25 protein-coding genes, 1 other RNA gene and 1 pseudogene are annotated in these 25,773 nt (G+C 45.7%); 20 read left to right on the top strand and 7 right to left on the bottom strand.

From position 1 onward, the window contains the following. Window positions 1-42: 42 nt before the first annotated feature. Window positions 43-729 (bottom strand): tetratricopeptide repeat protein, encoded by a 687-nt coding sequence (locus tag C7R92_RS30020; RefSeq protein WP_048032371.1) that lies wholly within the window; start codon window positions 727-729, stop codon window positions 43-45. Between the two features lie 80 nt (window positions 730-809). Further along, complete coding sequence (locus C7R92_RS30015; RefSeq protein ID WP_106836653.1) at window positions 810-2,768, bottom strand: beta-propeller domain-containing protein; 1,959 nt, start codon at window positions 2,766-2,768, stop codon at window positions 810-812. Window positions 2,769-2,950: 182 nt separating this feature from the next. Here C7R92_RS30015 and C7R92_RS30010 point away from each other — a divergent pair, with 182 nt between their 5' ends. The 5 genes from C7R92_RS30010 (at window position 2,951) to C7R92_RS29990 (ending at window position 8,250) form a co-directional block, all read left to right on the top strand. After that, window positions 2,951-4,486 (top strand): fumarate hydratase, encoded by a 1,536-nt coding sequence (locus tag C7R92_RS30010; protein WP_069852335.1) that lies wholly within the window; start codon window positions 2,951-2,953, stop codon window positions 4,484-4,486. A 165-nt stretch (window positions 4,487-4,651) separates the two neighbouring features. Further along, window positions 4,652-5,872: a metal-dependent hydrolase family protein gene (locus tag C7R92_RS30005; protein WP_106836652.1), complete on the top strand. Its 1,221-nt coding sequence runs from the start codon at window positions 4,652-4,654 to the stop codon at window positions 5,870-5,872. 151 nt (window positions 5,873-6,023) lie between these two features. Beyond that, entirely contained in the window at window positions 6,024-6,371 is a 348-nt protein-coding gene (locus C7R92_RS30000) for a LysM peptidoglycan-binding domain-containing protein (RefSeq protein ID WP_017247838.1), read from the top strand. Window positions 6,372-6,471: 100 nt separating this feature from the next. Further along, the gene (locus C7R92_RS29995; RefSeq protein ID WP_007724315.1) at window positions 6,472-6,660 is read left to right on the top strand and encodes a hypothetical protein; all 189 of its coding nucleotides are present in this window, start codon (window positions 6,472-6,474) and stop codon (window positions 6,658-6,660) included. Between the two features lie 180 nt (window positions 6,661-6,840). Beyond that, complete coding sequence (locus C7R92_RS29990) at window positions 6,841-8,250, top strand: MDR family MFS transporter (RefSeq protein WP_106836651.1); 1,410 nt, start codon at window positions 6,841-6,843, stop codon at window positions 8,248-8,250. 2 nt (window positions 8,251-8,252) lie between these two features. Here C7R92_RS29990 and C7R92_RS29985 read toward each other — a convergent pair whose 3' ends face one another. Both C7R92_RS29985 and yfkAB read right to left on the bottom strand, forming a co-directional pair. Beyond that, complete coding sequence (locus tag C7R92_RS29985) at window positions 8,253-8,507, bottom strand: alpha/beta-type small acid-soluble spore protein (protein WP_007724320.1); 255 nt, start codon at window positions 8,505-8,507, stop codon at window positions 8,253-8,255. Between the two features lie 31 nt (window positions 8,508-8,538). Then, on the bottom strand, window positions 8,539-9,654 hold the full coding sequence (gene yfkAB / locus C7R92_RS29980; protein WP_017247841.1) for a radical SAM/CxCxxxxC motif protein YfkAB: 1,116 nt from the start codon (window positions 9,652-9,654) through the stop codon (window positions 8,539-8,541). A 78-nt stretch (window positions 9,655-9,732) separates the two neighbouring features. Between yfkAB and C7R92_RS29975 the strand changes: the two genes are divergently transcribed. Both C7R92_RS29975 and C7R92_RS29970 read left to right on the top strand, forming a co-directional pair. Beyond that, the gene (locus C7R92_RS29975; protein ID WP_106836650.1) at window positions 9,733-10,416 is read left to right on the top strand and encodes a DUF1385 domain-containing protein; all 684 of its coding nucleotides are present in this window, start codon (window positions 9,733-9,735) and stop codon (window positions 10,414-10,416) included. Between the two features lie 165 nt (window positions 10,417-10,581). Then, window positions 10,582-11,301: a class I SAM-dependent methyltransferase gene (locus tag C7R92_RS29970; protein WP_106836649.1), complete on the top strand. Its 720-nt coding sequence runs from the start codon at window positions 10,582-10,584 to the stop codon at window positions 11,299-11,301. Window positions 11,302-11,356: 55 nt separating this feature from the next. On the opposite strand, the gene C7R92_RS29965 is transcribed toward C7R92_RS29970, so the two are convergent. Both C7R92_RS29965 and C7R92_RS29960 read right to left on the bottom strand, forming a co-directional pair. Next, window positions 11,357-11,890 (bottom strand): gamma carbonic anhydrase, encoded by a 534-nt coding sequence (locus C7R92_RS29965; protein ID WP_007724325.1) that lies wholly within the window; start codon window positions 11,888-11,890, stop codon window positions 11,357-11,359. 13 nt (window positions 11,891-11,903) lie between these two features. Next, a complete protein-coding gene (locus C7R92_RS29960; protein ID WP_106836648.1) occupies window positions 11,904-12,212 on the bottom strand; it encodes an iron-sulfur cluster biosynthesis family protein in 309 nt (102 codons plus the stop codon). Between the two features lie 116 nt (window positions 12,213-12,328). Between C7R92_RS29960 and rnpB the strand changes: the two genes are divergently transcribed. The 4 genes from rnpB (at window position 12,329) to C7R92_RS29940 (ending at window position 17,574) form a co-directional block, all read left to right on the top strand. Beyond that, an RNA gene (rnpB, locus tag C7R92_RS29955) (RNase P RNA component class B) lies at window positions 12,329-12,717 on the top strand. Between the two features lie 262 nt (window positions 12,718-12,979). Continuing rightward, window positions 12,980-15,316 carry an S-layer homology domain-containing protein gene (locus C7R92_RS29950; RefSeq protein WP_106836647.1) on the top strand — a complete coding sequence of 779 codons (2,337 nt, stop codon included), beginning with the start codon at window positions 12,980-12,982 and terminating at the stop codon, window positions 15,314-15,316. 163 nt (window positions 15,317-15,479) lie between these two features. Next, entirely contained in the window at window positions 15,480-16,991 is a 1,512-nt protein-coding gene (locus C7R92_RS29945) for a monooxygenase (protein ID WP_106836646.1), read from the top strand. 97 nt (window positions 16,992-17,088) lie between these two features. Beyond that, entirely contained in the window at window positions 17,089-17,574 is a 486-nt protein-coding gene (locus C7R92_RS29940; protein ID WP_106836645.1) for a MarR family transcriptional regulator, read from the top strand. A 481-nt stretch (window positions 17,575-18,055) separates the two neighbouring features. On the opposite strand, the gene C7R92_RS29935 is transcribed toward C7R92_RS29940, so the two are convergent. Continuing rightward, window positions 18,056-18,259, bottom strand: coding sequence for a helix-turn-helix domain-containing protein (locus C7R92_RS29935; RefSeq protein WP_244195868.1), 204 nt, complete (start codon window positions 18,257-18,259; stop codon window positions 18,056-18,058). Between the two features lie 426 nt (window positions 18,260-18,685). Here C7R92_RS29935 and C7R92_RS33315 point away from each other — a divergent pair, with 426 nt between their 5' ends. The 9 genes and pseudogenes from C7R92_RS33315 (at window position 18,686) to C7R92_RS29895 (ending at window position 25,561) form a co-directional block, all read left to right on the top strand. Next, the gene (locus tag C7R92_RS33315; protein WP_328137228.1) at window positions 18,686-19,345 is read left to right on the top strand and encodes a hypothetical protein; all 660 of its coding nucleotides are present in this window, start codon (window positions 18,686-18,688) and stop codon (window positions 19,343-19,345) included. A gap of 30 nt (window positions 19,346-19,375) precedes the next feature. Beyond that, window positions 19,376-19,840 (top strand): hypothetical protein, encoded by a 465-nt coding sequence (locus tag C7R92_RS33310; RefSeq protein ID WP_328137230.1) that lies wholly within the window; start codon window positions 19,376-19,378, stop codon window positions 19,838-19,840. Between the two features lie 92 nt (window positions 19,841-19,932). Next, window positions 19,933-20,082, top strand: a complete 150-nt coding sequence (locus C7R92_RS32140) for a hypothetical protein (RefSeq protein ID WP_158265783.1) — start codon at window positions 19,933-19,935, stop codon at window positions 20,080-20,082. A gap of 303 nt (window positions 20,083-20,385) precedes the next feature. Further along, window positions 20,386-20,523, top strand: coding sequence for an aspartyl-phosphate phosphatase Spo0E family protein (locus C7R92_RS33305; RefSeq protein ID WP_328141645.1), 138 nt, complete (start codon window positions 20,386-20,388; stop codon window positions 20,521-20,523). Between the two features lie 113 nt (window positions 20,524-20,636). Then, window positions 20,637-21,266: a hypothetical protein gene (locus C7R92_RS29920; protein WP_106836643.1), complete on the top strand. Its 630-nt coding sequence runs from the start codon at window positions 20,637-20,639 to the stop codon at window positions 21,264-21,266. 745 nt (window positions 21,267-22,011) lie between these two features. Continuing rightward, on the top strand, window positions 22,012-22,632 hold the full coding sequence (locus C7R92_RS29910; RefSeq protein ID WP_106836642.1) for a hypothetical protein: 621 nt from the start codon (window positions 22,012-22,014) through the stop codon (window positions 22,630-22,632). A 178-nt stretch (window positions 22,633-22,810) separates the two neighbouring features. Continuing rightward, a pseudogene (locus C7R92_RS29905) lies at window positions 22,811-23,023 on the top strand (DUF418 domain-containing protein); the annotation flags it as partial. A gap of 91 nt (window positions 23,024-23,114) precedes the next feature. Beyond that, window positions 23,115-25,157: a molybdopterin-containing oxidoreductase family protein gene (locus C7R92_RS29900; protein WP_106836641.1), complete on the top strand. Its 2,043-nt coding sequence runs from the start codon at window positions 23,115-23,117 to the stop codon at window positions 25,155-25,157. A gap of 89 nt (window positions 25,158-25,246) precedes the next feature. Continuing rightward, a complete protein-coding gene (locus C7R92_RS29895) occupies window positions 25,247-25,561 on the top strand; it encodes a hypothetical protein (protein WP_106836640.1) in 315 nt (104 codons plus the stop codon). The last annotated feature ends 212 nt before the right edge of the window (window positions 25,562-25,773 follow it).

Raw genomic sequence — 25,773 nt, 5'->3', positions numbered from 1 at the left:
ATAAAAACCGCACACATAAAGCAATGTGCGGTCGTCAATCGATTAGCTGGCTTGTGTAGAGGCTTTTTTCCACTCTTCCAAGCGTTTTTCCAGTACGGTGTGATTCAGATGCAACAGACTGGCTGATTTGTCCATCAATTGCTTGAGATGGGAAAGGGCTCGCTCGTAATTTCCTTTGGCAGCTTCAATCTCTGCCAAGCAGAAGAGCTTCCAGTCTTTTGCCGATCGTTTGCTTGCGATGAGCTGGTAAGCTTCTATCGCACTCTCTACTTCACCCAGGCGGGCGTGTGAACAGGCAATAAGAGCTAAGGAATCAGTCATTCCCTGATCACGCTGGTAAATACGAAACGCCACTTCCAACGATTCGTTGTATCGTTCGGATGAATAGTAAACGATCGCCAGGTTGTAAAACAAGTAGTGAATCATCGCTTGATTGAATAACGTTGGTCGTTCTTTGCAAACGTTGATTCCTTGAACGATATATTTTTCGGCCATTTCATAATTGCCAAGCATGATCTCATGTGTTGATTTATCCAGCATAGCGACAGCACGGGAACGGTTCTTCCGATAGGAAGCCTCCAGCCAGCGCAATCGAATATTCAAACGGCGTTTGAATAGATTGGCCATGTACTGAAAGCGGAAGGGCCAGTGCAGGCGAATAAACATAACCAACAGCACAGCCGCAATCCCTGCCAGCGTTGATGTCAAATTAAAACTCAAATACTCCACGTAGTGACACCCTCTCTATTTACGCTGCATCTATTACCCCATCTTAGCACAGAACCTGTCCGCATGACAGAGCATTACCGCTATTTCGTCAATGGCAAGATATTCTCTTTTTTAGGGGTAGAGAGCTGCTGTGTTTTGACGTAATCGTCAGAAACGGTATAGAGTGTGTCGCCAATCGTGAGTATCCGTTTAATGTTACTGGAGCTGTCGTACCAGCCTTCGCCTGCTTTCGCGACATCTTCCTTCGACAGATGGGTGATCTGATCTGTCAGTTGAAAACCTTTTTGCAGATCGAGCTGATATACATAGGCACCTTGGAAAGTAAAGTGGCCATACTCGCGCATATCGTTTTTGGCTTTTTGTTCAGCTGTCCGTTCGTGGACGGATACAGGAAAAGCGAGCAGATTTTTTTCTTTGGAGAACAGCAGAGCCTTGTGATTGCGCAATAGCTCGGAGTCTGTTCCTCTGTCCCCGATAACAGTCTTGAACTTTTCCTTCGGTTTCGTTACATCACTGACGTCAAAGAGGGCAATTTTCATCCCTTGGTAGTACGCCCAGTCTTTATCAGATTCTGCTTCTTTACCAAAACCGATGATATGGTTTTCATCATACGGGTGTAAATAGTCGCTGTAACCTGGAATTTTGAGGGCACCTAGTATGCTTGGAGCAGAAGGCTTCTTCAGATCGAGAACGAACAGCGGGTCGACTTTTTTGAAGGTCACCATGTAGGCACGATCTCCCATGAAACGGACAGAGTAAATGCGTTCTCCTGGAGCGATGCCTTCCAGCTTGCCAAATACCTCGAGTTTGTTGTCGAGAACATACAAGTTGTTTTTTGACGTAAGCTCATCGTCTCGCCACATGTTCCCGCTCGTGGTGGCGATTCGGAAATAACCGTCGTTTTCATCCATAGAAAATTGGTTCAGAATGCGTCCAGGCACCGACCCTTTTCCCGTATACCGAATGTCTCCCTTGTTCATGGCAAAACGATAAATGGTTGTATCAGACTCGATGGAAGGTGCAATCAAAGGAGTTGTCGCTCCTTTTTGCTTAACCGCTACTGGCTGAGCACTGTTCTGGGTGACGGCTACATATAGATTTTTGGTGGATGCATAGATGTTCTCGCCAGCACCAAGATACGTATTCAGCGACATTTTTTGTTTTGCATCATCCAGATTCACGCCGGCGACGATCAAATACTCTGGACGAAAGTGATCCGGGAAGTAACGAATCTCGCTGTAGGGAATGGTTTGGTATTGGTTATGATGGACGCTGTCTTTATACGTTGGACCTGGCACTTCTGCTTTCTCTTGCATAATACGATACGTATCCATGTAATGGTTGGCTGTCACGTACAAGCTCGCGCCGATTTTGCGGGACGACATGTACTGGCCTTCTAGCTCCAGTTGACGAATGAGCCGAGGCTGTTTTTTGTCCGTAATATCGTAGATCATGGTTTTCACGGATTGCATTCCTTGGTATCGGGGGATGCCTCTTTTAGAAGCAGGATCTGGAGGATAGGAGATGGTCTCATCCGCTTGCCCGATTACGATGAGTCTACGATCGTCTACGTACATTTCTTGTGGTACGAATTTTCCATTGTCATAGCTGATACGGCTTGCGACCTTCATCTCGGTGGCTGGATACGCTTTGATGATGCGTACTTCATTTTGCGTAGATTGATAAAGATAAGTTCCATCTGACTTTACGATATCTGCTTCATCGACGCCCTGCACTTGTGTGTTCGTTGTGGAAAAATCACCGCGAGCAGCGCCACCGGAAGTGTCCGCTACTTTGTTGGCTGTGCTAGGTGCTGCTACTGGCATAGCGGCAGTCGTTTCCATGGTGGCGTAATGGTAGCTGTCCAGGTCTGATGACTGGATGAGCTTTTTTAGCTCCGCATAGGAACCGACTACTGGCAACTCTTCTGTAGATGCGGCTTGAACGGTTGGCTCCGCTACTGTACCTGTTGCGAACAGGAAGGGTATAGCGGTCACCACCATCATGGAGGCGAGAAGCCCGGCAAATGTTCTTTTCATTTTGATCCCCCTCATATCTGCTTCTTGCCAAAATTTGTTGTCGGTAATAAGACGAAGCACGATTACGGAATGTTTCACGCACTCTTTGGACAGCAATCTACGGACAGGTGGGGGAGCGTGTGCTATAATAATAGGCGGTTTATGCTACCATTTACACCACTACGTCAAAAGGGGCGTCATAGATGGAAAACTTGAAGCAAAGCATTCTGGAACTCATCACGGATACTTCTACGAATCTACCACCAGACGTGCGTCGTGCCGTCAATGCAGCTAAAGTGAAAGAGGATCTTGGCACTCGTGCAGCGCTGTCTTTGTCTACGATTGCGGAAAACGTCGTCATGGCAGAAGAAAATGTTTCTCCGATCTGTCAAGATACGGGGATGCCAACTTTCGAAGTAAAAACTCCGGTTGGAGTCAACCAGCTGATCATTAAACAAGCCATCAAAGAAATGATTGCAGAAGCAACCAAAACAGGTAAGCTGCGTTCCAACTCCGTAGATTCCTTGACGGGTGAAAATACAGGGGACAACCTCGGACCAGGTACTCCTGTCATTCACTTCGAGCAATGGGAAGAGGATGAAATCGAAATCAAGCTGATTCTCAAAGGCGGCGGCTGTGAGAACAAGAACATCCAATACTCCCTGCCCTGTGAACTCGAAGGCCTGGGCAAAGTGGGCCGCAACCTGGATGGCATTCGCAAGTGCATTTTGCACGCAGTATACCAAGCACAAGGACAAGGCTGTAGTGCCGGCTTCATCGGCGTAGGAATCGGTGGCGATCGCACCTCCGGTTATGCACTGGCGAAGCATCAATTGTTCCGCAAAGTAGAAGATGTCAATCCAAACGCTGATTTGGCTGCATTGGAAGACTACATCATGGAAACCGCAAACCAACTCGGAATCGGAACGATGGGCTTTGGTGGAAACGCGACTCTGCTCGGCTGTAAAATCGGCGTGGAAAACCGCCTGCCAGCAAGCTTCTTCGTATCCGTTGCCTACAACTGCTGGGCCTTCCGCCGTCAAGGTGTTCGCCTGAACCCGGAGACTGGCGAAATCCTTCGTTATCTGTATAAAGATGAAGAAGTGGCGATGGACTTGACGCCAGTAGCAGCTGCGGACGAAACAGACGATGAGCCTCGTGAAGTTGTTCTGCAAGCGCCGATCACGGAAGAACAAATTCGCAGCCTGAAAGTGGGCGATGTGGTTATCATCAACGGAGAAATGCACACAGGTCGCGACGCGCTGCACAGCTACCTGATGGATCATGACTGTCCAGTGGACCTGAATGGTGGCATCATCTACCATTGCGGTCCAGTTATGATGAAGGATCATGAGGGTGAGTGGCATGTAAAAGCGGCTGGTCCGACGACTTCCATCCGTGAGGAGCCTTACCAAGGCGAAATCATCAAGAAATTCGGAATCCGCGCCGTTATCGGAAAAGGCGGAATGGGTGCAAAAACACTGAAAGCATTGAATGAGCATGGTGCTGTTTACCTCAATGCAATTGGTGGGGCAGCACAATATTACGCACGCTGCATCAAAAAAGTAAACGGTGTTGACTTCATGGAATTCGGTATTCCAGAAGCAATGTGGCACTTGAATGTAAAAGGCTTCGCGGCAATCGTAACGATGGATGCGCATGGCAACAGCTTGCATGCGGATGTCGAGAAAACGTCTGCAGAGAGACTGGCACAATTTGCTGCACCTGTATTTAAATAAGGGATAAAGGGAAAACCTCTGGCGCACTTCTGTGTAGCCGGAGGTTTTTTTATTTTTTACGAGGCCTAGAAACAAGGAGGAAAAGGTTGGATGCATGATGAACTTTCGAGGGACTAACCAGGATTGCGGACAGATGGATTTTCATTTTTGACAGGGGGGACAGAAATGAAATGGTTGATTGCTGATCGCGTTATTATCGGAGATGGAGAGCATGTAATCGAACAAGGCGTTGTTGGGATTGATGAGCGAGGAAAAATTTTCGCAGTGGGGACAGAATCAGAGCTTACGGATTCCATTTCGGAAGGAGAGGTAAAGCGGTACAGCGGATGCTCCATTTTGCCAGGCTTAATCGATTTACATGTTCATATCGGGTATTGGTGGAGTAAACCAGACTCCGCTGAGTATCGCAACAACGATGGACTGGTGGCTTTACTTGCGACAGCGAACTTGAAAGAGGCACTTTCCTTGGGGGTTACGACGATCCGCGATGTAGCAGCACCAGATGGATTGTGCAGTACGCTGAAGTTGGCGGCCAAGAACAAATTCATTGTTTCCCCTCGTCTTTTTCAGGTCAACCAAGGGATTATTATGACCGGGGGGCACGGTTGGCAATTAGAGGGTGCCTTGCGAGAAGCAAATGGTCCGTGGGAAGTGCGGACAGCCGTACGTGAACAAGTGAGAGCAGGAGCCGACTGGATCAAGCTCATGACGAGTCACCGTACAGCAACGCCGGAGTTCACGCAAGAGGAGCTGGATGCGGCGGTTGATGAATCGCATCGTTTGGGACGGAAATGCTGTGTGCATGCCTCGCTCCAACCTGCGATTCAGATGGCGATTGATGCGGGATTTGATACGATCGAGCATGCGACGTTTATGACCGTCGAACAGGCAGAACAGATGAAAGAAAAAGGACTGGTATGGGTACCGACCATGGTCACCTTTTTCCAGATTGCTGATTACTACAAACATATTTGGAATGAGCAACAACAGGCGAATCAAGGCATATTGAGCGAAGGGCTTATCGAGCAGGGAGCCTTTTTCATCGAATCGGAAAAGGCGTACCGGGAGAACTTCGCACGATTGATAAATACGGGCGTAAAGATCGCTACGGGTACGGATATCGTATTGGAAGGCTATCCGATTACCCCTGTGGCAGAAGAGATCAAGCTGATGGTGGAGCTGGGAATGGAGCCAATTCGTGCGATCCAGGCTGCTACCCAAAGCGCTGCTGAGGTGCTGGACCAAGGGAACAAGATCGGTACGTTAGCGCCAGGTTATTTTGCAGATTTGCTTGTGGTAAAAGGGGATCCACTACAAGAGATAGAGGTATTGAAGCAAGTGGAAGAAGTATTTCTTGAGGGTGTGACAGTCTATTCCAAGTGTTGATGGGACTGAGCCTTGTTCTTGCAGGTTTGTAACGGCGTTTGTACTGGGTGTTTGACTATTCTTTGCCAAAATGGGCATTGGTTTATTGCGCGTGTACCAGGGCGGGCATAGGTTAATAACGAATGATCACAGAAAAAAAGGAGTGAGATTCGTGAACTATGTAGTCCGTTCGGGAGATACACTGAACAGCATTGCGGCTCGTTTTGGTGTATCCGTTCAAGAATTGATCCGCGTGAATAATATCGCCTATCCCTACTACATTTACGTTGGACAAAATTTGTATATCCCGATTACTCCGACTCCGACACCAGCTCCTGGTGGGGATGTCGAGCGTCGTTTGAATCGACTGGAGAATCGAGTAGATGCGCTTCGCGAAGATTTTCGCAGGCTGGATAATCGAGTAGATCGTTTGGAGAACCGTGTCACTCGTCTGGAGCGGGCCATTACGCCGACACAACCTCCGCGCCCACGTCCGACCGGCACGCCTCGTCCACGCTAAGTAGCCGGATAGAGGGCCGAATAATTTTCCACACATCGCTATTTCCTCTTCGCCTGATCCTGCATAAAGTGATACGAGAGGATTAAGAGGAGGTGCGGCCATGCTAGGGTTAAATGGAAAAAACGTCCGACACCATTTCATGGGCGTCTATGGAAAAGTGGTGCAGATTCGTGAACTGGTGGATGTGATCGACCAAGTTTTTGACTCTGTAAACAAAGTGGGCGACATAGGAAAGGCGATGCTTGGACCTCGTAAGGCAAGTGCCAAAAAGCTCGACAAGCTGAGATGAATGGAAAAACAAGAAAACCGCGTCCATAATGGAGGCGGTTTTTATTTATGATTCATTCGTAGTTCTTAGGGGCAGACTCTATCATCAGAATAACTCATCAGAAAGAAAAAGTCTACTCTTTTTTTGAAAATTCCCTTATATTTTTGGAGCTGTTATCAACTGACTTCAAAAAGGGGAGTGATGGAGTTGAACAAGGAAAAGCGTCGCGTAGGATTGGTTACGAGTGGAGTACTGATGGGGCTAATCTTGTCATCGTTGGATCAGACGATTGTATCAACAGCCATGCCGACAATTACCAAAGAGCTGGGAGGTCTTTCTCTTTATAGCTGGGTGTTCGCCATTTATATGCTCACATCAACCACGAGCATGCCCATCTATGGGAAAATGGCGGACTTGTTTGGACCGAGAAAAATGTATGTGATCGGTTTGTTTCTGTTTCTTGTGGGATCTCTCCTGTGCGGCATGGCTAATTCCATGACGGGTCTTATTGCCGCGAGAGGAGTTCAAGGGTTGGGCGCTGGGGCATTAATGCCGGTTGCGTTCATCATTGTGGGTGAACTGTATCCACCCGAAAAGAGAGGCAAATTTCAAGGACTTTTCGGAGCTGTCTTTGCCATGACGAGTATACTCGGTCCCTCGTTGGGAGGAATTCTCGTGGAGAATCTGCCGTGGGGATGGATCTTTTTTATAAACCTTCCTATCGGTATCACTGCTTTATTGATCATTGCTCTAGCCTTTCGTGACCAGCGGCACTATGCTAAGAAGCCAGTGATTGATTGGTATGGGGCGACTAGTTTGAGTGCAGCCATCATTTTCATCCTGCTGTCCCTTGTTATGGAGGGGAGGGAATACAAGATCGGGTTAGGGGGAGCGGGTATCTTCCTTCTCGGTTTGTTCATCTGGATTGAAACCAAAGCAAAGGAGCCCCTGCTTCCGCTTTCCCTATTTCGCATTCCGGTCATCGGATATGGCAATCTCGTAGGATTCTTTGTGAGTGCCGCTTTGTTCGGTGCCATCGCCTATATCCCTCTGTTCGTTCAAGGGGTACGCGGGGCGAGTCCCTCAGAAGCTGGATTCCTTTTAGTGCCACTCATGCTGTCCGCAGCGATTTCTTCGACGGGTGGGGGAAGATGGATGGAAAAAGCTTCATTTCGGGCGATTTTGATTCCCAGCTTACTCATCATGGCGACCGGCTTTTTCCTTCTGAGCACGATTGATGGAGAGACAACCAGCACACAACTCGTTAGCTACATGATTGTCACAGGTTTAGGCATGGGGGCAATCTATCCGGCACTCGGTACAGCCGCACACAGCGCTGTAAAACCGCAAGATCGGGGCGTTGCTATGTCGACATCGCAATTATTTCGTTCCATTGGGGGGACGATTGGAATCAGCGTGTTTGGGACCATTGTAGAATGGCGAATGCGGGCAGGAATGGTGTTTAGTGAAGCTATGCACGGTGTCTTTGTCACTGGATTGATTCTAATTGGAATCAGTTTGATAGCCAGTGTTCTAATCGGCAATACTCGATTGCTCGACAAAGAACCCCGCCATTCGCATAACTCAAATAGCGGGGTTCCCAAACAATAGGATCACGGTTTTTTATTCATGCCTTCCATTGCCATCCGAACCATTTCTCTGACCATACTGCCGCCCAAGCGTCCTCCGATTCGACCGGCATCGTGAGAGGTTAATTGTCCATTGTAGCCGGGCTGCAATGGAACATGAATTTCTTCTGCGACCTCGAATTTGGCTTGCGCGGGATCAGCAACGTGTGCAACCTGCGCTTTTAGGGCGTCCAGTCCTTTTCTCGCCTCGGGGACGAGTGGGCGTTTGCGTCTGCTCATGGTAGATCACCTCACGCCCTAGTGTGCCCAATTAGACGAGTGCTTTGCGCAGAGTGAAATCAGTCTCCTGATAGTAAGTATTAGCAACGAGCAGGTTAGGTCCTGCACATCCAGCAGCAGGGCAAAAGCAATTGATCTTCTGATTCAGCGTGTGTTCTTGCCATTTTCCAAACATCGACTGGAGCTGGTCGGTTTGAATATTGCCCAATGGCTCTACATCCCCGAAATCGGTCACGATGACATCGCCGGTGAAAATGTTGATGTTAAGACGATTGCGACCATCAGGATCATTGCGAGTCGTCACATTTTTCGCTGAGCGTAGTCTGCTGATCAATTCCCTGTCTGCCGCTTCAGAACTACAAGCGAAAAACGGAAGCGTCCCGAAAAGCATCCACAAATCTTCATTACGTACATCGAGCATCCGATGAATGGCTTGACGAAGCTCATCGAGTGAAAGTACATCCAGATCACGGGCAAAATCACTCGCGTACATCGGGTGTACCTCATGTCGCTTGCTGCCCATCTCCTGAATCTGACGATGGAGGGTATCGAGCTTTGTCCATGTGCGATGATTCAGCATCGTTTCGGCTGAGACAAATACACCAGCTTCCGAGAGCTTGCGGGCATTTTCCATCATCTCTTGAAACTGCGCTTCCGCTCTTTTGATTGAAACCGGCTGCCGTGCTTTTGCGTAAACAATATCATGGAATTCTTCGGGAGTAGACCAGTTCCATGAAATATGCATGACGTCGATGTAAGGCAGGATCAACTCATACCGAGAAAACGGCATGGACATGTTGGAGTTGATTTGCGTCCGCAACCCACGATCTGCTGCATATTGTAGAATAGGTGCGATCACAGTTTTCACGGTGCGCTCGCTGTACATCGGTTCTCCGCCTGTTATACTGATAGTAAGCAGGTCTTTTGCTTCATCGAGACGACGGAGTATGAGATCGACAGGGAGAGCGGGATCGTCTTTGTATCGCAATGTATCACCAACCGCGCAATGCTCACAGCGGAGATTGCACAGATTCGTTACAGTAAACTCGACGCTGGTAAGTTTATAGGCGGGGGGTGTCGCATTGAACAACGGCTCCCATGGATCGTGTAAAGGTGTTAATGATGTAGTTGGAACCATGCGGATCAATTGTGGAAACCTCCTTCATTCTGCGTACAACTCAACCTATTATAACGACATTAGGGCGGAAGGAGAATAGCTAACGAGATGATTATGGGGATGTCTTTTGGACGCGGTGTGCTTTTTCATGATCGAAATGTGCTGGCTTGCGCGGAAGTAAAAGACGGCGTGATTCATATGTGGGCGGAAAAAATCACATTGAAAACGATTGGGAAGCTCTGGTATCGAATATTTTTCTCCTTTCCGTGGTACTATCAATTGTTTCATCTCCTGCTTGCTGGTTATGTACTGGCAGCGATCGTGAAGCCTGACTGGGCCATCATCGATCCGATGTGGGTAGCTGTATACATCGCAGGCTTTCACTTCGTTTTTCCGAGAATGATGAAAAAATTTCACGGTGCGGAACATAAAGTGTTTAGCTATGGCGGTAAGAAGTCGCTAGCAGCACTGAAAGAGATTCAACGGGCAGATATTGTGAATGACGGTTGCTCGACGAATCTGGTCGTGTGGTTTTTTACGGGGTTCATTTTGTCCGTATTCTTTTTACCTTTAGAATGGAGTGTCGCATGTGGGGTAGTAGGACTGCTTGTGGGCATGCTCGGGGATCGCTACGTGCGTAAATATTTCGGTTTTCTTTACAAGCTATCGGCTTTCTTTCAAAAATACAGCACGACCAAAGAACCGGATCAGCTTCATTTAGAGACAGCGATCCGCTCGTATATGCTATTTGAGCACATTCGCGAAATGGATCGATTGCAGAATGCTTCGTAAGGAAAAAGGGGTGTTTCCACTATGGATACGCCGCTTTTTTTTGTTCCATGCGCAGGTTGGTTGTGACATTGAATCCTGAAAAGTATTTTGGTAATATTTGCTCAACTCATCCCATTTCTTTTGAAAAGGGATCGAGGAATATGAGATGAGGAGAGCCGAGACGAGATGAGAAAAGAACAGGATGTAGGGGTATACGAGCAAGTGGGAGTGGCAATGACATGTCGTTCCTATCAAGAGTATGTGGATATGTTTTCACTTTCAGACGAAATCTTGGCGATGGGACCGATCCTGGATGTCGGTGCAGGAGCGTCCTCTTTTACAGCAGAGGCATGCCAACATGGACGAGAGGCAATCGCAGTCGATCCGCTTTATGAAATGAAGCCAGAAGAGATTTATACGAAGGGGAAGCGAGAGATCGAGGAATCGACGCAAAAGCTGGCTGGTATCGCACACACCCTTCATTGGGAATATTACGGCTCGCTTGGCCAGCATCATCAAAACAGAGAAAGGTCACTGGAGCAATTCATTGCCGCGTATCGTGCCGATGAAGGCATCGGTAAAAGATACGTCGCAGGCTTGCTGCCGGAATTGCCTTTTGCAGACGATCACTTTTCACTGGTGCTTGGCAGTCACTTCTTGTTTTTGTACCAGCAACAGTTCGATGAGCAATTTCACTTGAACGCGATCAAAGAATTGCTGCGAATTTGTCAGCCTGGCGGTCGAATCAGACTCTATCCGTTAATCGGATTGGATCGCAAACCATATAGCAAGCTGCCACAGCTCATGGAAGAAATACGACGGTTCGGCCACACAGCCAGTCTGGAACCGACGAACTTTCGGTTTTTAGTGGGCGCTACGCATTATTTGGAAATTCGTAAATCATAAAAAAACAGGGAGAATAGAAGGTGCATGTGCGCCTTCGACCTCCCTGTTCCTTTTCCTATTCCCGTTCTAGCGGGCTTTCTTCCAGTTGGCGATACATCTTTCCTTTATCTACATACGATTGGCGAATGCGTACGAATTCTTTCAAATCTGCCTCGTTAAGTTCGCGTTTTACTTTCGCTGGATTGCCGACAACAAGCGAGCGAGGTGGCACTTTCATGCCTGGAGGAACGAGTGCACCCGCAGCAACCATGGCTTCTTCCCCGATTTCCGCACGATCCAGAACAATCGCGCCCATTCCAATCAATGCACCGCGTCGTACCACGCAGCTATGTAGAACGGCATTATGTCCAACGGTCACCTCGTCTTCGAGGATCAACGGGTTGTTCGGACTTTGATGCAGGGTGCTGTTGTCTTGCACACTGACGCGTTTTCCAATGACAGTTGGAGCGATGTCCCCGCGGATCACGGTGTTATACCAAATAGAAGAATCCTCACCGATTTCGACATCGCCAGAAACGACGGAGCCTTTTGCCAGGAAAACAGTAGGGTGAATCTTTGGTTTGATGTTTTCAAATGATAAGAGCAGCATAGTAACCTCCTAATCAATGAGTAAGCGAGCAATCTGTTTGCATCGGGCGCGGATGGAAAATGGAGAAGCGGCCAGTTGCAGGATCGCAGTCGATGACTGTCCCGGAGAGCTTGTCTATCTCATGCGTTTGATAAAAGAAATGAATCCCACTAATATCTTGGACAATATCGTATTTGTCCGCTTCCGTAATGGCGATGCTATATGTATAGCTACCACAACCCGTCGTAGTCGGGACGAGTCTGATTCCGAGATCTTCAGCATCCGCTTCTTCCGCGATCATTTGTGCAAGACGTACTGCCGCAGTTGGAGTAATGGTTATCATCGTCCTACCTCCTTGTAGCCATTTCTATTGTACTACAAATGGAGCTTCCAAATCCTGCTTGTTGACCATGTATGAGGCATGTGATAGAGTAGATGTTACTGATTCTGATGTGCAGGAAATGTGGGTAGTCGCTGCCGTAATCGTTTCGACGATTGGCGGTAGAGGAAAGTCCAGGCTCGCCCAGGCTGAGATGCCTGGAGTGTTCGTACCTGGTGCAAGCCAGGGCAGTGAGGTGCAAGCCTTGCTGACGGCGTGGAAAGGGCTCTCTCTGAGGCCCGAGTACGCTGAAAGTGCCACAGAAACGTAGCTTTTCTGGCGACAGAAAAGATGGAACGCGGTAAACCCTGCGAGCGAGAAACCCAAATTAGGTAGGGGAACCGTCCTGAAGGAATCAAACGGAAAGGACGGATGGTATCTTCGGATGCCATAGATAGATGGCTACCACTCTTGGTGCGAGGGATTGCCCCGCTTGAAGCACGGGAGAGACAGAACCTGGCTTATAGCATTTCCTGCTGGAATGAAATGTAAAACCACCTGAGATCTCAGGTGGTTTTTTTACGTTCTGCGAAATATCGTGAACCCGCTACCTATCCATGTTTGAAGAACAGTGGAATGATTTACCGTGAACAAACTCTGAAACTTTTTCGGAAATCTTGTCGTCTAAAAAGAGCATTCGGCAGAAGAAAACAGTTCTACTGCGGACAATTCCATCATTTCTTCAAATGGGAGTGTCTGGTAAAACTGTTACATTGATGGAGGGGTTTATTTTGCAAAAAGCAAAGAATCGAGCAAGTAAGGATTTCAAAAAATTATTGGCGACAGCTGTTCTGGCTGGATCGCTTGCGTTGCCGGGTACCGGATTGGCTGCTACGGCACTGCCATTCTCCGATATCGGAGGAAACGTAAATAAAGATGCGATTCTGACATTGAATTATGCTGGTGTGTTAAAAGGGTATACCGATGGCACGTTCAAGCCGAATAAAGAAGTGACGAGAGCGGAGTTCGCCAAAGTTGCGGTGTTGGCACTCGGGTACACAGATGCACAAGCAAAGCTCTTGCAAGGAAAGACAGCCTTTAAAGACCTGCCTGCAGATCACTGGGCGACAGGCTATATCAATCTAGCCGTATCGCAAGGCATCATCAAGGGCTATCCGGATGGCACATTCAAACCTAACAACAACGTAAAAATTGCGGAAGCACTGACCGTATACGTTCAAGGCTTGAAGATCGACGTTCGTCCATCAGCTTCAAGCGAGTGGTACATCCCGTACTTACTGGAAGCAGACAGAGCTGGTATTTACGATGCAAAAGAAACACCGACAGCAGCAGCTCCGCGTGATATTGTGGCAAAGTATACAGATAAGTTCATGGAAACACCAGTATACGCAAGCGGTGCTTACTATGACAAAGATGGCAATGCAAAAGGAACCATTCAAAAGTTGCCAGTAGTAAAGGGCGCAGTTGCTTCGTATGACAAGTCTGACAAAAAGCTGAAACTAGTCGGACAAAACAAAGAAATCGAAATAGCTGATTCCGCGCAAGTATACGGCAATCTGGTCGTAGGCGCGCAGGTGGAATACATTGCGAAAAACGGCCGAGTGGCGTTCCTCACCGTTGTTACTTCTGACTCCGAAATCGTCGAAGGAATCGTGAAGACTGGCCTTAATTTTACAACGGCTGTAGGTGATGAGAAGAAATTCAAGGCAATCGTCAATGGAAGAGAAGTCGTTTTGGAAGTAGAAGATGGCGTAAATGTAAGCCGTTCTCACATCGGCCAAAAGTTTGTGGCAGTCGTCGGCGACAATGGCAAGATCAAGTCCATCACGATTAGCGACAACACGACAAAAGGAATTGTGGAAAAAGTATCTTCCGTGAGCGGTTCCAACTCGAAGAATGAGCTAAGAGTAGACGGCACGACCTATGTTCTGGATTCCAAAGCAACGATCAAAGGCAAGGCGCATCCAGAAGCAAAAGAAACAAGTGCTTCGTTCTCTGACATCGAAAAAGATGACTTAGTCGAGCTGACACTCAACGTGGATGGCAAAGTATCTGAGCTTGTTTACACAAAGCTGAGCTTCACGGATACTATCACTGTTGATACAGACAAAAACCGGATTCGCGTTGGCAGCGTTAATTACGAGGTGCATGAAGATACCGAGTTGTTCGTAGACGAAGACGAAGTAGATGAACTGGATGAGTTGACGAGCGGTCAAATTGCAGTTCTTACGTTTGACAAGAATGGAAATCTGATCAAAGTAGAGCAGGGTGTAGGTGCAGCTACGAACAAGCTGGTCTCAGACACAACCGCATATCAAGCAGGAAAACTGGCAACTGTGAAAATCGACGGGAAAACCTACGACATCTTGACCAATGCGAAGCTGACTGTCGATGGCAGCTCCGTATCTCCAACGACGATTAAAACTGATCAGTTTAATGACCACCGTATCCTTACGTGGAAATACAACGTCGGCACGAATGACATTGTGGAGCTGACATTGGAAAAGCAAACCGTAAAAGGCTACGTGACGAAAAAATCCGGTTCCAAAATTACCGTGAACGGGAAGGTGTATGAGCTCTTGTCCGGCGTCACGATTGACAGCGATGCAGCATCCAACGACACCGAGTACACGCTGACACTCAATAACGCTGGCAAAGTAAAGGCCGTTACAGGTGCGCCTAGGAAAGTAAGCGGTGTGGTTGATTCTGTTGAGGTTCGAAACGATGACGGCAAGGTGACTTCCGCGAAAGTAGAGGTTAACGGCAAGACGTACGATGTAACGGATGAGGATGCGATTGAAGACGTCGATCAATTTGAGTACGTGACATTGACCCTTGATCGTGACGGCGATGTCATTGCTGCTTCCGTCAGTGGAAAGCTGGCGAAGGAAAACGTGAGTTTCGTCGGAATTGAATCCCGTGTGAACAAAGACAAATACGTATTCTTCAATGATGTATCGACGAGCTTGAAGATGACAGAAGACGCGAAGATCAAATACTACAACGGTAATGACTTGAAAGAAAGCGATCTTTCCTCCAAGGATAAAGTGGATTTGTGGACAAACGATCAAGGTCACGTATATGTGATTGTCGTAGCCAAACGATAAGAAAATAAAAAAGGCGATCTCTTGCTCGATTCGAGAAGGGGTCGCTTTTTCATTTGTCAGGATAGTTTTTAGTAAGTATTTAATTGAAAAACATTTTCAATTAAAAGAGGATGTGATATATTCAAATTGTTTTGTGCAAAACAAAAAACAAGGAGTGGTTTTCATGCAATTCGATTATGAAGTGATTATTGTTGGCGGTGGACCAGTTGGAATGATGCTGGCTGCAGAGCTGGCGTTGGCCAAAGTGAAGGTATGCGTGTTTGAGCGCTTAAGGGAAACAACCCCTTATTCACGGGCACTCACTTTACATCCACGCACACTGGAAATCCTGGATATGCGCGGGTTGAAAGCGAAATTACTTGATAAAGGAAAGCCGATTACGACAGGTCATTTTTCAGCACTTGATACACGCTTGGATTTTTCTGTCTTAGATTCTTCCTCCAACTACACACTGATTATTCCCCAACATGACACGGAGAAGGTACTAGAAGAGTGGGCGAAAAGTCTAGGGGTGGAAATACGCAGGGCAGAGGAGGTAGTGGCAGTACACCAAAATCAGCAAGGGGTTGAGGTTGAGGCTGTCGGGCCGAATGGAAAGGCTGTGCTGACGGCACTATACGTGGTCGGTGCAGACGGCGCTGCTAGCATTGTCCGTAAGCAGGCAGGCATTCCGTTTATCGGTAAGAATACGACTTTTACGGCAATGCAAGGGGATGTTGTTTTGAAAAATCCCCCGGAATCAGGATTACCTTCCTACTTTAATGAACATGGTATGGTCATGATTGTACCCTTGCCAGCAGGGATGCATCGAGTGGTACTGATCGATCCGGAGCGAATGGCAGTGCCAAAGGAAGAACCCGTTTCATTGGAGGAATTGCGCGCTAGTTTACTGCGTATTCTTGGAGACGATTTGGGAATTTCCGACCCGTTTTGGATGACTCGTTTTGGCAATGCGACCTTGCAAGCTCAACGTTATCGGGAGGGTCGGATTTTCCTGGCGGGAGATGCAGCGCATATTCATTTTCCAGCTGGTGGACAGGGGATGAACGTTGGTCTACAAGAAGCAATCAACCTAGGTTGGAAGCTGGCGGCCCAATTAAAAGGCTGGGCACCGGATTGGCTATTGGACAGCTATCATACAGAGCGTTTCCCCATCAATACCGCATTACTAACGAATACACAGATGCAATCGCTGCTGTTCGGTAGTTTGGAATTCTCTCCATCCGTCATAGCTTTGAGGAATATGCTGTCCACCCTGCTGCAAATACCCGAGGCAAATTATCGGCTGGCTACCCAAATCTCTGCGTTCAATGTCCAGTATGAACCGAATGGAGAGACGCAGCCGCATGTATTGAACGGTCGACGTTTTACAGAGCTGAATCTGCGTCTTGCGAACGGTGAGTGCCAGAATGCATACGAGCTTTTTCATTCTGGTTCATTCCTCTTGCTACATTTTGGCTCGGATGAACGATTGGACGCTGCTTTAGATTGGTCGAAATACAAGCATGTCCATGTAGTTCGCGCGTCGCTTGCTAAGGGAGCTGCTGATTGGCATGACGTGCATACAGCGTTGATTCGACCGGATGGATATATCGCATGGGCAGTTTCACAGGAGGAGTCTAATCCGATGGAAGCGATTCGGAAAGGAATCATCCACTGGTGCGGACATGATTGATTGCAACAGGATTGTTTCGTGCGAAACAAAATGAAATTGTTTTTCTCGAAACAATCAGTGTATAATGGAGAGGAGATGTTTATCTAGGAGACATGATATGCAAAGCACAGAACTTTCCAAGCAGAGGATCATACAGCTTTATATTCAGCTAGTCACGCAGCAAGAGCTGCGAGAAAGCAAATTGACTGCGCGAATGGCAGAAGAGATGCAGATGCTGGAATCCGAGATGGGGATGAAGCTAAACCTTACGCTATCCGAAATTCATTTCATTGCCTGTATCGGGGATCATGGTCCCATCAATGTCACCACGATTTCGGAAAAAGTCAACTTAACGAAAGGGTCCATAACCCGAATTAGCAAGAAGCTATGGAAGCTTGATTTCATTAAAAGGCAACAGCTGGTTGATAATAAGAAAGAAGTGTACTTTCGGCTAACCGCAAAGGGACAAAAGCTGTATAAGATTCATCACCGGATGCATCAGGACATTGAACAGCGATTTATGCGCTTTCTGGATAAATACACACCTGAGCAATTAGCATTTTCCCGCGAACTGTTGGAGGACTTGCTGGATTGGGATTTCTAAACTCGTAGACAAAAGGGCCGCCATCACACTGATGGGGCCTTTTTCATTGCCTCGGGGCCTCTTGACAACTGAAACGGTTTGTCTCGTTGATCTAGTAACATAGGTTCAAGAAACATAATTATCACCAAGAATAATTATATCAGTCGACTTTGCGTGAAACGGTCGTAATGAATGGAAGTAACGCTTCGCTAGATAGCGGAGATAGCTAAAGCGTGGCCATCTAACAGCAAAGTTCTTAATGGATCGCAGAGCAAATCCGAATCTTTTGACTCCTTACGGCCCAGATTACCCATCCACTTATATGACTCCGTTGGAGGAAGCAAGAAGGAGGGGAAATCCACAAATGATTACTTTACGTGAAAAATATGTCTGTGAACAATACTCTCGATAAGCAAAAAAGCCGAATTACCCCACGGTAATCCGGCTTTTTTGCTTATTCAACCTTAGGGTTGAATTTTACATTTCTCATAGGATACCGCTCTTAGTTAGGTATACGTCTATCTTTCCACTCGTCAACGTCTCTTGGATCGATGTTGAGAACTTCGCAAATATGTAGCGCAATCGTCACAAAGGGAACGGTAATCCCGTATTCAATGTTCTGATAATGTTTCAAGGATACGTTTATGATCCTGCTTATTTTTTCCTGAGATAATTTCTTGTCTATTCGCGCATCTTTTAGTTTCAAATCTGGGAAGCTCTCCTTGATTCGTTTACTCATATGTTAAACTGTTAGCGAATTTTTAATCACCCATAATACTTGGTGAATTAAAATTCACGTAGTATACATACTGTTATTGCTAAGTTTTTACATTTCGATAACTGATCTTTTTGTTTCTAAAAACTAAAATGCAAGCGGAATGAAATTTCATAGAAGGGTGTGAACTGCATGCATGAGCAATTAAATTGACGGAATCATAAATAAGTTCAAAGAGGATTATACGGTGAATATTTACATAATTTTATATGTACATGACTAAGGGGGATTTCTTTTAGTATGGAAACAAGAAAAACAACACAAATATCGGTACGCTCTGAAATAGATAGAAATATAAAAGAGAACGGATATATACTTAGTAAACTAGGTGAATAGAGTGGTGTTAATCCTGGACATTTGAGTGAGATCCTAAATAGCAATCCACCACGCGCTATTACAATTGGTCAACTTGACACGTTGGCTAAAGTCTTTGAAAAGGCTCCTGGTTGGTTGTACGAGTTGTACCCGGAAGAGTGTATAGCCGAGGAAAAAATCTCGCGGCCACGTTTGATCCCTTATTTGGTTCGATGTGCCGAGCTTGGGCGTCAGGATTGTATTGAAGCGGTTGTCTCCAGATTACTAGAGAACCCTAAAAACGTTTCCATTCTCTTCACTGTTGCAGAGCAATTATTTCAAAATGGTGGAAAGGCTATGTCAGTCCCCTTTTATCAGCTAGTGATTGAAACGGAAAAAGATAGTCATTCGGATCACTTTCTGATAAGTCAATATCGGTTATTTCGTGCGTTACAAGGTACAAGTCCTGAAGACAACTGGAAAGCGGTCATACGGTTTGAACCCTATCGGAACAGATTGTCCGAAAATCACCAATTGGACGCGTTGCTACATCTAGCGAATGCGTGCTACATGTTGCAGAAGTGGAAAGATGTTGAAAAATATGCTGACGAATTACGGACCCTAGCTATTGCAGTCTATCAGGATCAACTACGCAAGAAAGAGAGCGGTAAAACGGATGAAATGTTACACACGGAACGTCATCTAGTTGTGTACTATGGATAAAGCTCCTTGTTAAAAGGAGTTGCTCTGACAATGCTAGAACAATATGAAGAAGCGGAAAAACACGTGATTGAATATACTGATCTTACTTGGTTTGAACTGTTAGATGAGATAGGGCATCAAGAAGTAAAGAAATTCAATATCTGGGGCAGAGCTAACTTATATGGACTTAGTTTGAAGAAGGGAAACGTGAATATCCTCTCAGATTATGCCGATTTCTTAACGGAACATCCAAATGAAATTCTCCCCGGTATGTTGACTATCATCGAAGCAGCCAATAAGCATGATTTTTGTATAGATGAACTGTTACATCGTTTTTCTGCTAATCTATCTAGCTTTCATGACCAGCAGAACCCAATAAATTTCAGCCAGAATTTTCACTTTTGGGATCAAAAGACTGAATATGAATTTAGAAAAGGAAACACGTCACAAGCAATAGATCAGTTACTCCTGTGCCTTGATTTATCTGACAAGATGACCTATCACCAAGGATTTTAACGTTGTGTCACAAAGTTTTGGAAACACTTACCACACGCAACAAATGAGCAAAAAGATCGGTATCAAGCTATTTTAGAAGGGAGAGTGTGAATATGAAGAGATTTTTTGTTTTGTTATCCATGGCTTTGAGTTTTGGGCTATTTTCCAGTGTTGGCCAGGCTTCTATAGCCAGCGAAACGCCATCTATTTCTGCTGTTTCTCCTCCTCCAGTTATGCAATATCATCACGGCGTAGGAGGCTAAATAGAGTTTGATAAAGGGTTCGAAAAAGCATCCCCAACAAAAAAGGATGCTTTTTTTATTTTCTCATTTTTCTAATAACAGTGAATTTGGGAAAATGCAGTATAGTTATAAATGTATCTATTGTAAAAAAAAGGGAGGTGATAACCATAGGATCATTTGCATATAGAAAGGGCGTTCCACCCATTCGTCAGGTAAATGGAACGCCCGCAGGAGGAGCAGATACAGCTCCTATAAGTAAATGTACCACGCTACCGTTAGATCGGGAAGGAGGAACTTATCACGATGTAGATCATTTGAAAAACATTGTGGAACAATTACGGGAACAACTGGTGCAAATTGTTTTTGGAGAAGAATGATTTGTTGGATGATGAAGTCGTAAAATTAAGTCAGCAATTGGATCAGTACATCCTGGTAATTCAATCAAGAATGATGCAAAAATAAGAAAAAGAGAAAATAAGGTTTTTTTGAATTAAGGTAATCACAACTGTAATTGGTAATATATGTTACAACTATTTTGTAATTAAAATTTCTGATAATGTACAGGAGGGTAAAAAATGAATATTAAGAAACTTTCTTTCGCAACTCTCTTACTTAGCAGTTTAGTTGTATCTGGAGCTGGTTCTGCACTCGCAGTATCTCAAGGTGAGACTATTAAAATAGGTAACCTAAAAATCGTTGAACGTGTATATGAGAACCCAGTAGAGTATGATTTTACAGATGCCCTTACAAAGAGTGATTCATCTAAGATGGGTCCCTTAGGCAATGATATGACTGGCAAAGTGTATGAACTGTCTAAGAAGGACCTATACAAATCAAAATCTTATGAAGCTGATATTGAAAATGATAGTAACGAAAACGATTCCTTTTCAAGAAAGGTTACAAGAAAAACCTTTCTGACTGGAAAAATAGGTGTGGAGGCCGAGACGAAAGTCAATTGGAGGATAATAGAGGGGAAAGTTGGGATTAATGCAGAAGTTTCATTTGGAGAAGAAGACATTATAGAAACAACCCATAGTTGGGTCATACCAAAGCGTACGATTACAACTGTTGAATACGGATCAAAAGCTGTAAAAACAACTGGAAGCTTAAACGAATATTTTCAAGGCAGAGTAGTAGATTCTAACTACGTAAACGTCAAATATTCGTACAAAGAGTATTCTAGTAAAAAATCAAAAGATCTATGATCCGACCTCTCCATTTACTTTTCGTTTGCAGATATGCCGGGTAACGAGACAATCAAAAATTTGCTTGCTGAGACTCCTTCACTCGTTCAAATTGAGTTAAACAGTAAAGAGAGCCGGTATACGATTTCGCAACAACTAAAGCTAAAAGAAAATTTGACAGAAGCTGATAACCAGGCGCTATTGTCTCCTGCTAATTACCGATTTCAGGTCATAAACGAAGAAAAGCTCTCTGTAGCTAGTTTTATGGGTTTAGAATATTCGCTACTTCCTGAAGATAATCAGAAGTAGCAAATCGCTTGTTACGGATTGTACCTCTTGTGGCATTCGTGGCCACATCCTACATGGTATTTTGGGGGTACTGACAACCAAATGTGACTTGGATGTAATAAAAAACTCGTTTTCCTGTACGCTAAGGAACTCGAGTTTTTTCATATTGCAAGTACCCTTGGTAGTAGCATCCATTGTTCTCTGGAATAAGGTATTTGGAGTTAGCGATACAGGCGTTGAAAGAACGAGGAGAATTGCATACATCCAGGATTAGAACAGCGTTTGTTAAAGCGTAGAAATAGGGTTAAGGCTATTATTCCGGAAATCATTAGCCTGATAGGGTATAATTTCCTTATTAATAGCTCTAGAGTTCTCGTATTCTTTACACTTCAAATCTAACAGGCAACGGAGAGTGTGATAATGAAAAAAGTAGCATGAATCACGCTTATGTAGCGTTGCTAGGTTTCAATGCATACCTGTGGCAACATTGATTAAGGAAGTAAAAGCCGATCAGAAAAACACAAAAAGCGTCCCAAAAGCAACGCAAACGACTTCGGCTTCGCTTTTGTCAGTTTCGACTCCGGTTATGGATTTAGCCAATCAAGGGATAAGGCCAACCAATGTATCGGCGTATCTGGTTGAACAAGCAGTAGTTCAGTCAACCCCATCAGAGTTGGTAGAAATCAAGACTGGCACAAAAGCGAAAAAGCAGTCATCGACAAAGCCCCTACAGACGGCATCAAACAAGCAACCAAAGAAAACGGTCAAAAAGCCTTCCAAATCATCGAGACAATCGAATGGTCCAGACGTTCAGATGACCTTTACAGTTGAGCCAACTCGGATACATTATGAAGAGACGACCTATACAACGACGAGCAGCTACGGCGGTGGGTCGTACAATATGCCGCTCCAATATAATCCGTATAGGGGAAAATTCGAAGAACCATTCAAAATTACTCAAGACAACATATATTCTGATACTCCGACGTTAGACGAACACAAACAGAGACTTGGTATTCCAGTGACTATTGAACCGTATGTACCTCCTGTAAAAAAGGATCAACAACGACTCGCACCGCAGTCGTATCCAAGAAGATAGCGTAAATTTGTGTCGCTGTACTTTTATACAACCGATAACTATGGGGGACCTATATTGATTCCTCGATAAGACATTAAACTTCCGAAAAGGTAACTTTTCGGAATAGTTTTTTTAGACAACAGGAAGATCATAATAAAATAAGTCTACACATTCCTTACATACAAAAGTGTTTTGTAAATTAACCTTCTTTGTATGGAATGAAGCGATGCTTGTTCTTTTCTTGTCACCAGTAGCACTTGATTTAGGGGGACGTCTTAGTAACGGGATTGCTGCTTTGATTGCCGTGGGTAATTGGATGCTTTCTCTGCTATTGGCCACGATTTTAGAAAAACATAAGTTGAACGGCCCATTAGAAATCGTAATGAGACGATTGGTAAATAAAAATCATTAAATTCTCATTCAGCAGGGGTAGTACCTTCTTTTTTCAATCGATTATAATAGCGTAAAAAGCTAGTTACTGTTATGAGAAAGAGGGAACCTCCATGACTTATACGACCCAGGAAAACGGTGTTTTTCCAGCAGTCTGTTCACTTGATTGCCCGGACCAATGTGGATTGCTCCTTCATAAAAAAGAGGGGAAAATCGTCAAAATTGAAGGGGACCCGAATCATCCGGTGACGAAGGGGAATATTTGCAACAAAGTCCGCAACATGACAGAGCGCATTTACGATCCCAAGAGACTCACCCATCCGTTGAAGCGTATTGGCAAAAAAGGGAGCGGGGAGTTTGTTCGAATCAGTTGGGAGGAAGCCATCACTACCATAACCGAACGCTGGCGTGCCTTGATCGACTCAGACGGTCCCGAGAGCATTTTGCCTTATAGCTTTTACGGAAACATGGGCCGGATTAGTGTGGAAGGAATGGATCGCCGTTTTTTCCATCGTATGGGGGCTAGTCAACTTGACCGTACAATATGTAACAGTGCAGGGGCTGTAGGGTACAGCTACACGATGGGTGGAGCCTTTGGAACAGATCCGGAAGACACCGTTCATACCAAGCTGTTCATCATGTGGGGGATCAATACGGTTAGCACCAACATGCATCAAGTAGTGTTTGCGGAACAGGCTCGAAAAAATGGGGCGAAAATCGTCGTGATTGATGTCCATAAAAATCAGACGGGTCGATGGGCTGATTGGTTTATCCCGATTTTACCCGGAACAGATACGGCTTTGGCTTTGGGTATCATGCATGTGCTTTTTGCTGAAAACTTGGTGGATTCAGCCTTTATGGAGAAGTATACGGTAGGACATGAAGAGCTCAGGGAGCATGTACAGACGTACGATCCTGCTACCGTATCAGCCATAACGGGTGTCCCTATCGACGATATTTACAAATTGGCGAGAATGTATGGCACGACATCCCCCTCCTTTGTTCGCATTGGAAATGGCATTCAGCATCACGACAATGGTGGAATGTGTGTAAGGACGATTGCTTGTCTTCCGGCCCTGACAGGGCAGTGGCTTGTCAAAGGCGGTGGGGCCAATAAAGGGAATAAAGGTTTCCTGGAGCACAACAAGCTTGCCGTGCAGCGACCAGATTTGCTGGCAAATAAACAGACGAGAGTCATCAACATGAATGAACTTGGAAAGGCGTTGCTCGATACAGATCCACCGGTGAAATCGCTCTTCGTCTATACGAGTAATCCAGCCATTGTCGCACCGGAGGGAAACAAAGTGCGGCAAGGCTTGGCAAGAGAGGACTTGTTTACGGTCGTACATGACTTATTTTTGACAGAGACGGCTCTTTATGCGGATATCGTTTTGCCAGCGACATCTTCTTATGAAAATACTGATTTTTACACGTCGTATTGGCATCATTACATTCAACTTCAGCAGCCGGTGATCGCCCCATTTGGAGAGAGCAAGTCCAACACGGATGTTTTCCGCTTGCTGGCTGCTGCCATGGGGTATGACGAACCTGCTTTTCAAGACAGTGATACAGAGATGGTCAGACAGGCGTTAGAGGGGCACGGCAATCCTCATTTGGAAGGAATCACGTTTGAAACTTTGGTAGAAAAGCAATATGCCAAAGCAAATCTGGAACCTTTCTTTTTGGAACACCTTCCCACTCCAAGTGGAAAAATTGAGCTTTACTCGCAAGCAATGGCAAAACGAGGGCTGCCCCCATTACCTACGTACACGCCATTGGTGAATGATGGGGATTTCCCGTATTTATTTGTCCCAGGGCCCAATCACAATTATTTGAACTCCACGTTCTCGAATAATGAAAAACATAAGAAGATGGAAAAAATACCCCGTTTACACATGAATGTGGCGGATGCTGGTGCTCTAGACATTTGTGATGGAGATACGGTCCGCATATGGAATGAGCGGGGAGAGTGCGAGCTCGTGGCGGCTGTGGGTGAAAATGTTCTCTCGGGTGTCGTCGTGAGCCAAGGCTTATGGGCAGACAACGAAGGTCCGAAGCATTATGTAAATGCCCTCACACCGGACCGAATCGCGGATATGGGCGGAGGCGCGACGTTTTTCTCTGGACGGGTTGATGTGGAAAAGATTATTCGATAAAAGCAGCGAGTGCCCGACTGTAGCAGGGCAATCGCTGTTCCATTTTTTCGTGAATGTAGCGGAACACTAACAGGGGAGAAAGTTTCCTTATGCTTGATTCCAATCAAATAAAGCGACTGATTAAAGAACGTTCAGAACTTCACCTGAATGATCCGAGAGTATATGAATTTTGGGGAAAGTTGACTGAAATACTGAGTGCCAATGTTTTAGAAACCATCGAGTTCTTCGATACCTGCACAGAGCAAGAAGCGTATTGGCTTAGTGAAATTTTTGAGGATATCTCAGCAAGAGTTAACAGTCAGGATTTTATCGAATGCATAAAGAGAGTGGACAGAAAATATCCAGAGTTACTGCTTGCAAAAGATAGTAAGGTAGCTGAGGAGTTTATGGCCCCCAACCTATGAAATTTTAGAAGCGCCAAACCAACCATAAAAAAAGTGTCCCTACTGCACATGACAGAGGGACACTTTCTCAGTGCGCCCAGCATGGGCGATAACTCTAGGGTGTAAGTCCCGAACGGGGGTTGGCTGTACCAACCGTTAGCTCAAGGCAAGGGTGTCTACCGTGAGGTGGAATCTGGAGGAAGCCGGCGGCAAAGTCCCGACCTGAGGTACAC

The organism is Brevibacillus porteri, assembly GCF_003013475.1.
Classification (GTDB): domain Bacteria; phylum Bacillota; class Bacilli; order Brevibacillales; family Brevibacillaceae; genus Brevibacillus; species Brevibacillus porteri.
The sequence above is the reverse complement of the archived record's forward strand: the minus strand, read 5'-3'. Positions and strand labels throughout refer to the sequence as shown.

Excerpts from the sequence above, each read along its gene's own strand:
- C7R92_RS30015 (WP_106836653.1), bottom strand. The coding sequence starts at position 2,768 with ATGAAAAGAACATTTGCCGGGCTTCTCGCCTCCATGATGGTGGTGACC.
- C7R92_RS30010 (WP_069852335.1), top strand. The coding sequence starts at position 2,951 with ATGGAAAACTTGAAGCAAAGCATTCTGGAACTCATCACGGATACTTCT.
- C7R92_RS30005 (WP_106836652.1), top strand. The coding sequence starts at position 4,652 with ATGAAATGGTTGATTGCTGATCGCGTTATTATCGGAGATGGAGAGCAT.
- C7R92_RS29995 (WP_007724315.1), top strand. The coding sequence starts at position 6,472 with ATGCTAGGGTTAAATGGAAAAAACGTCCGACACCATTTCATGGGCGTC.
- C7R92_RS29990 (WP_106836651.1), top strand. The coding sequence starts at position 6,841 with ATGGAGTTGAACAAGGAAAAGCGTCGCGTAGGATTGGTTACGAGTGGA.
- C7R92_RS29985 (WP_007724320.1), bottom strand. The coding sequence starts at position 8,507 with ATGAGCAGACGCAAACGCCCACTCGTCCCCGAGGCGAGAAAAGGACTG.
- C7R92_RS29975 (WP_106836650.1), top strand. The coding sequence starts at position 9,733 with ATGATTATGGGGATGTCTTTTGGACGCGGTGTGCTTTTTCATGATCGA.
- C7R92_RS29970 (WP_106836649.1), top strand. The coding sequence starts at position 10,582 with ATGAGAAAAGAACAGGATGTAGGGGTATACGAGCAAGTGGGAGTGGCA.
- C7R92_RS29965 (WP_007724325.1), bottom strand. The coding sequence starts at position 11,890 with ATGCTGCTCTTATCATTTGAAAACATCAAACCAAAGATTCACCCTACT.
- C7R92_RS29960 (WP_106836648.1), bottom strand. The coding sequence starts at position 12,212 with ATGATAACCATTACTCCAACTGCGGCAGTACGTCTTGCACAAATGATC.
- C7R92_RS29945 (WP_106836646.1), top strand. The coding sequence starts at position 15,480 with ATGCAATTCGATTATGAAGTGATTATTGTTGGCGGTGGACCAGTTGGA.
- C7R92_RS29940 (WP_106836645.1), top strand. The coding sequence starts at position 17,089 with ATGCAAAGCACAGAACTTTCCAAGCAGAGGATCATACAGCTTTATATT.
- C7R92_RS33310 (WP_328137230.1), top strand. The coding sequence starts at position 19,376 with ATGCTAGAACAATATGAAGAAGCGGAAAAACACGTGATTGAATATACT.
- C7R92_RS32140 (WP_158265783.1), top strand. The coding sequence starts at position 19,933 with ATGAAGAGATTTTTTGTTTTGTTATCCATGGCTTTGAGTTTTGGGCTA.
- C7R92_RS29920 (WP_106836643.1), top strand. The coding sequence starts at position 20,637 with ATGAATATTAAGAAACTTTCTTTCGCAACTCTCTTACTTAGCAGTTTA.
- C7R92_RS29900 (WP_106836641.1), top strand. The coding sequence starts at position 23,115 with ATGACTTATACGACCCAGGAAAACGGTGTTTTTCCAGCAGTCTGTTCA.
- C7R92_RS29895 (WP_106836640.1), top strand. The coding sequence starts at position 25,247 with ATGCTTGATTCCAATCAAATAAAGCGACTGATTAAAGAACGTTCAGAA.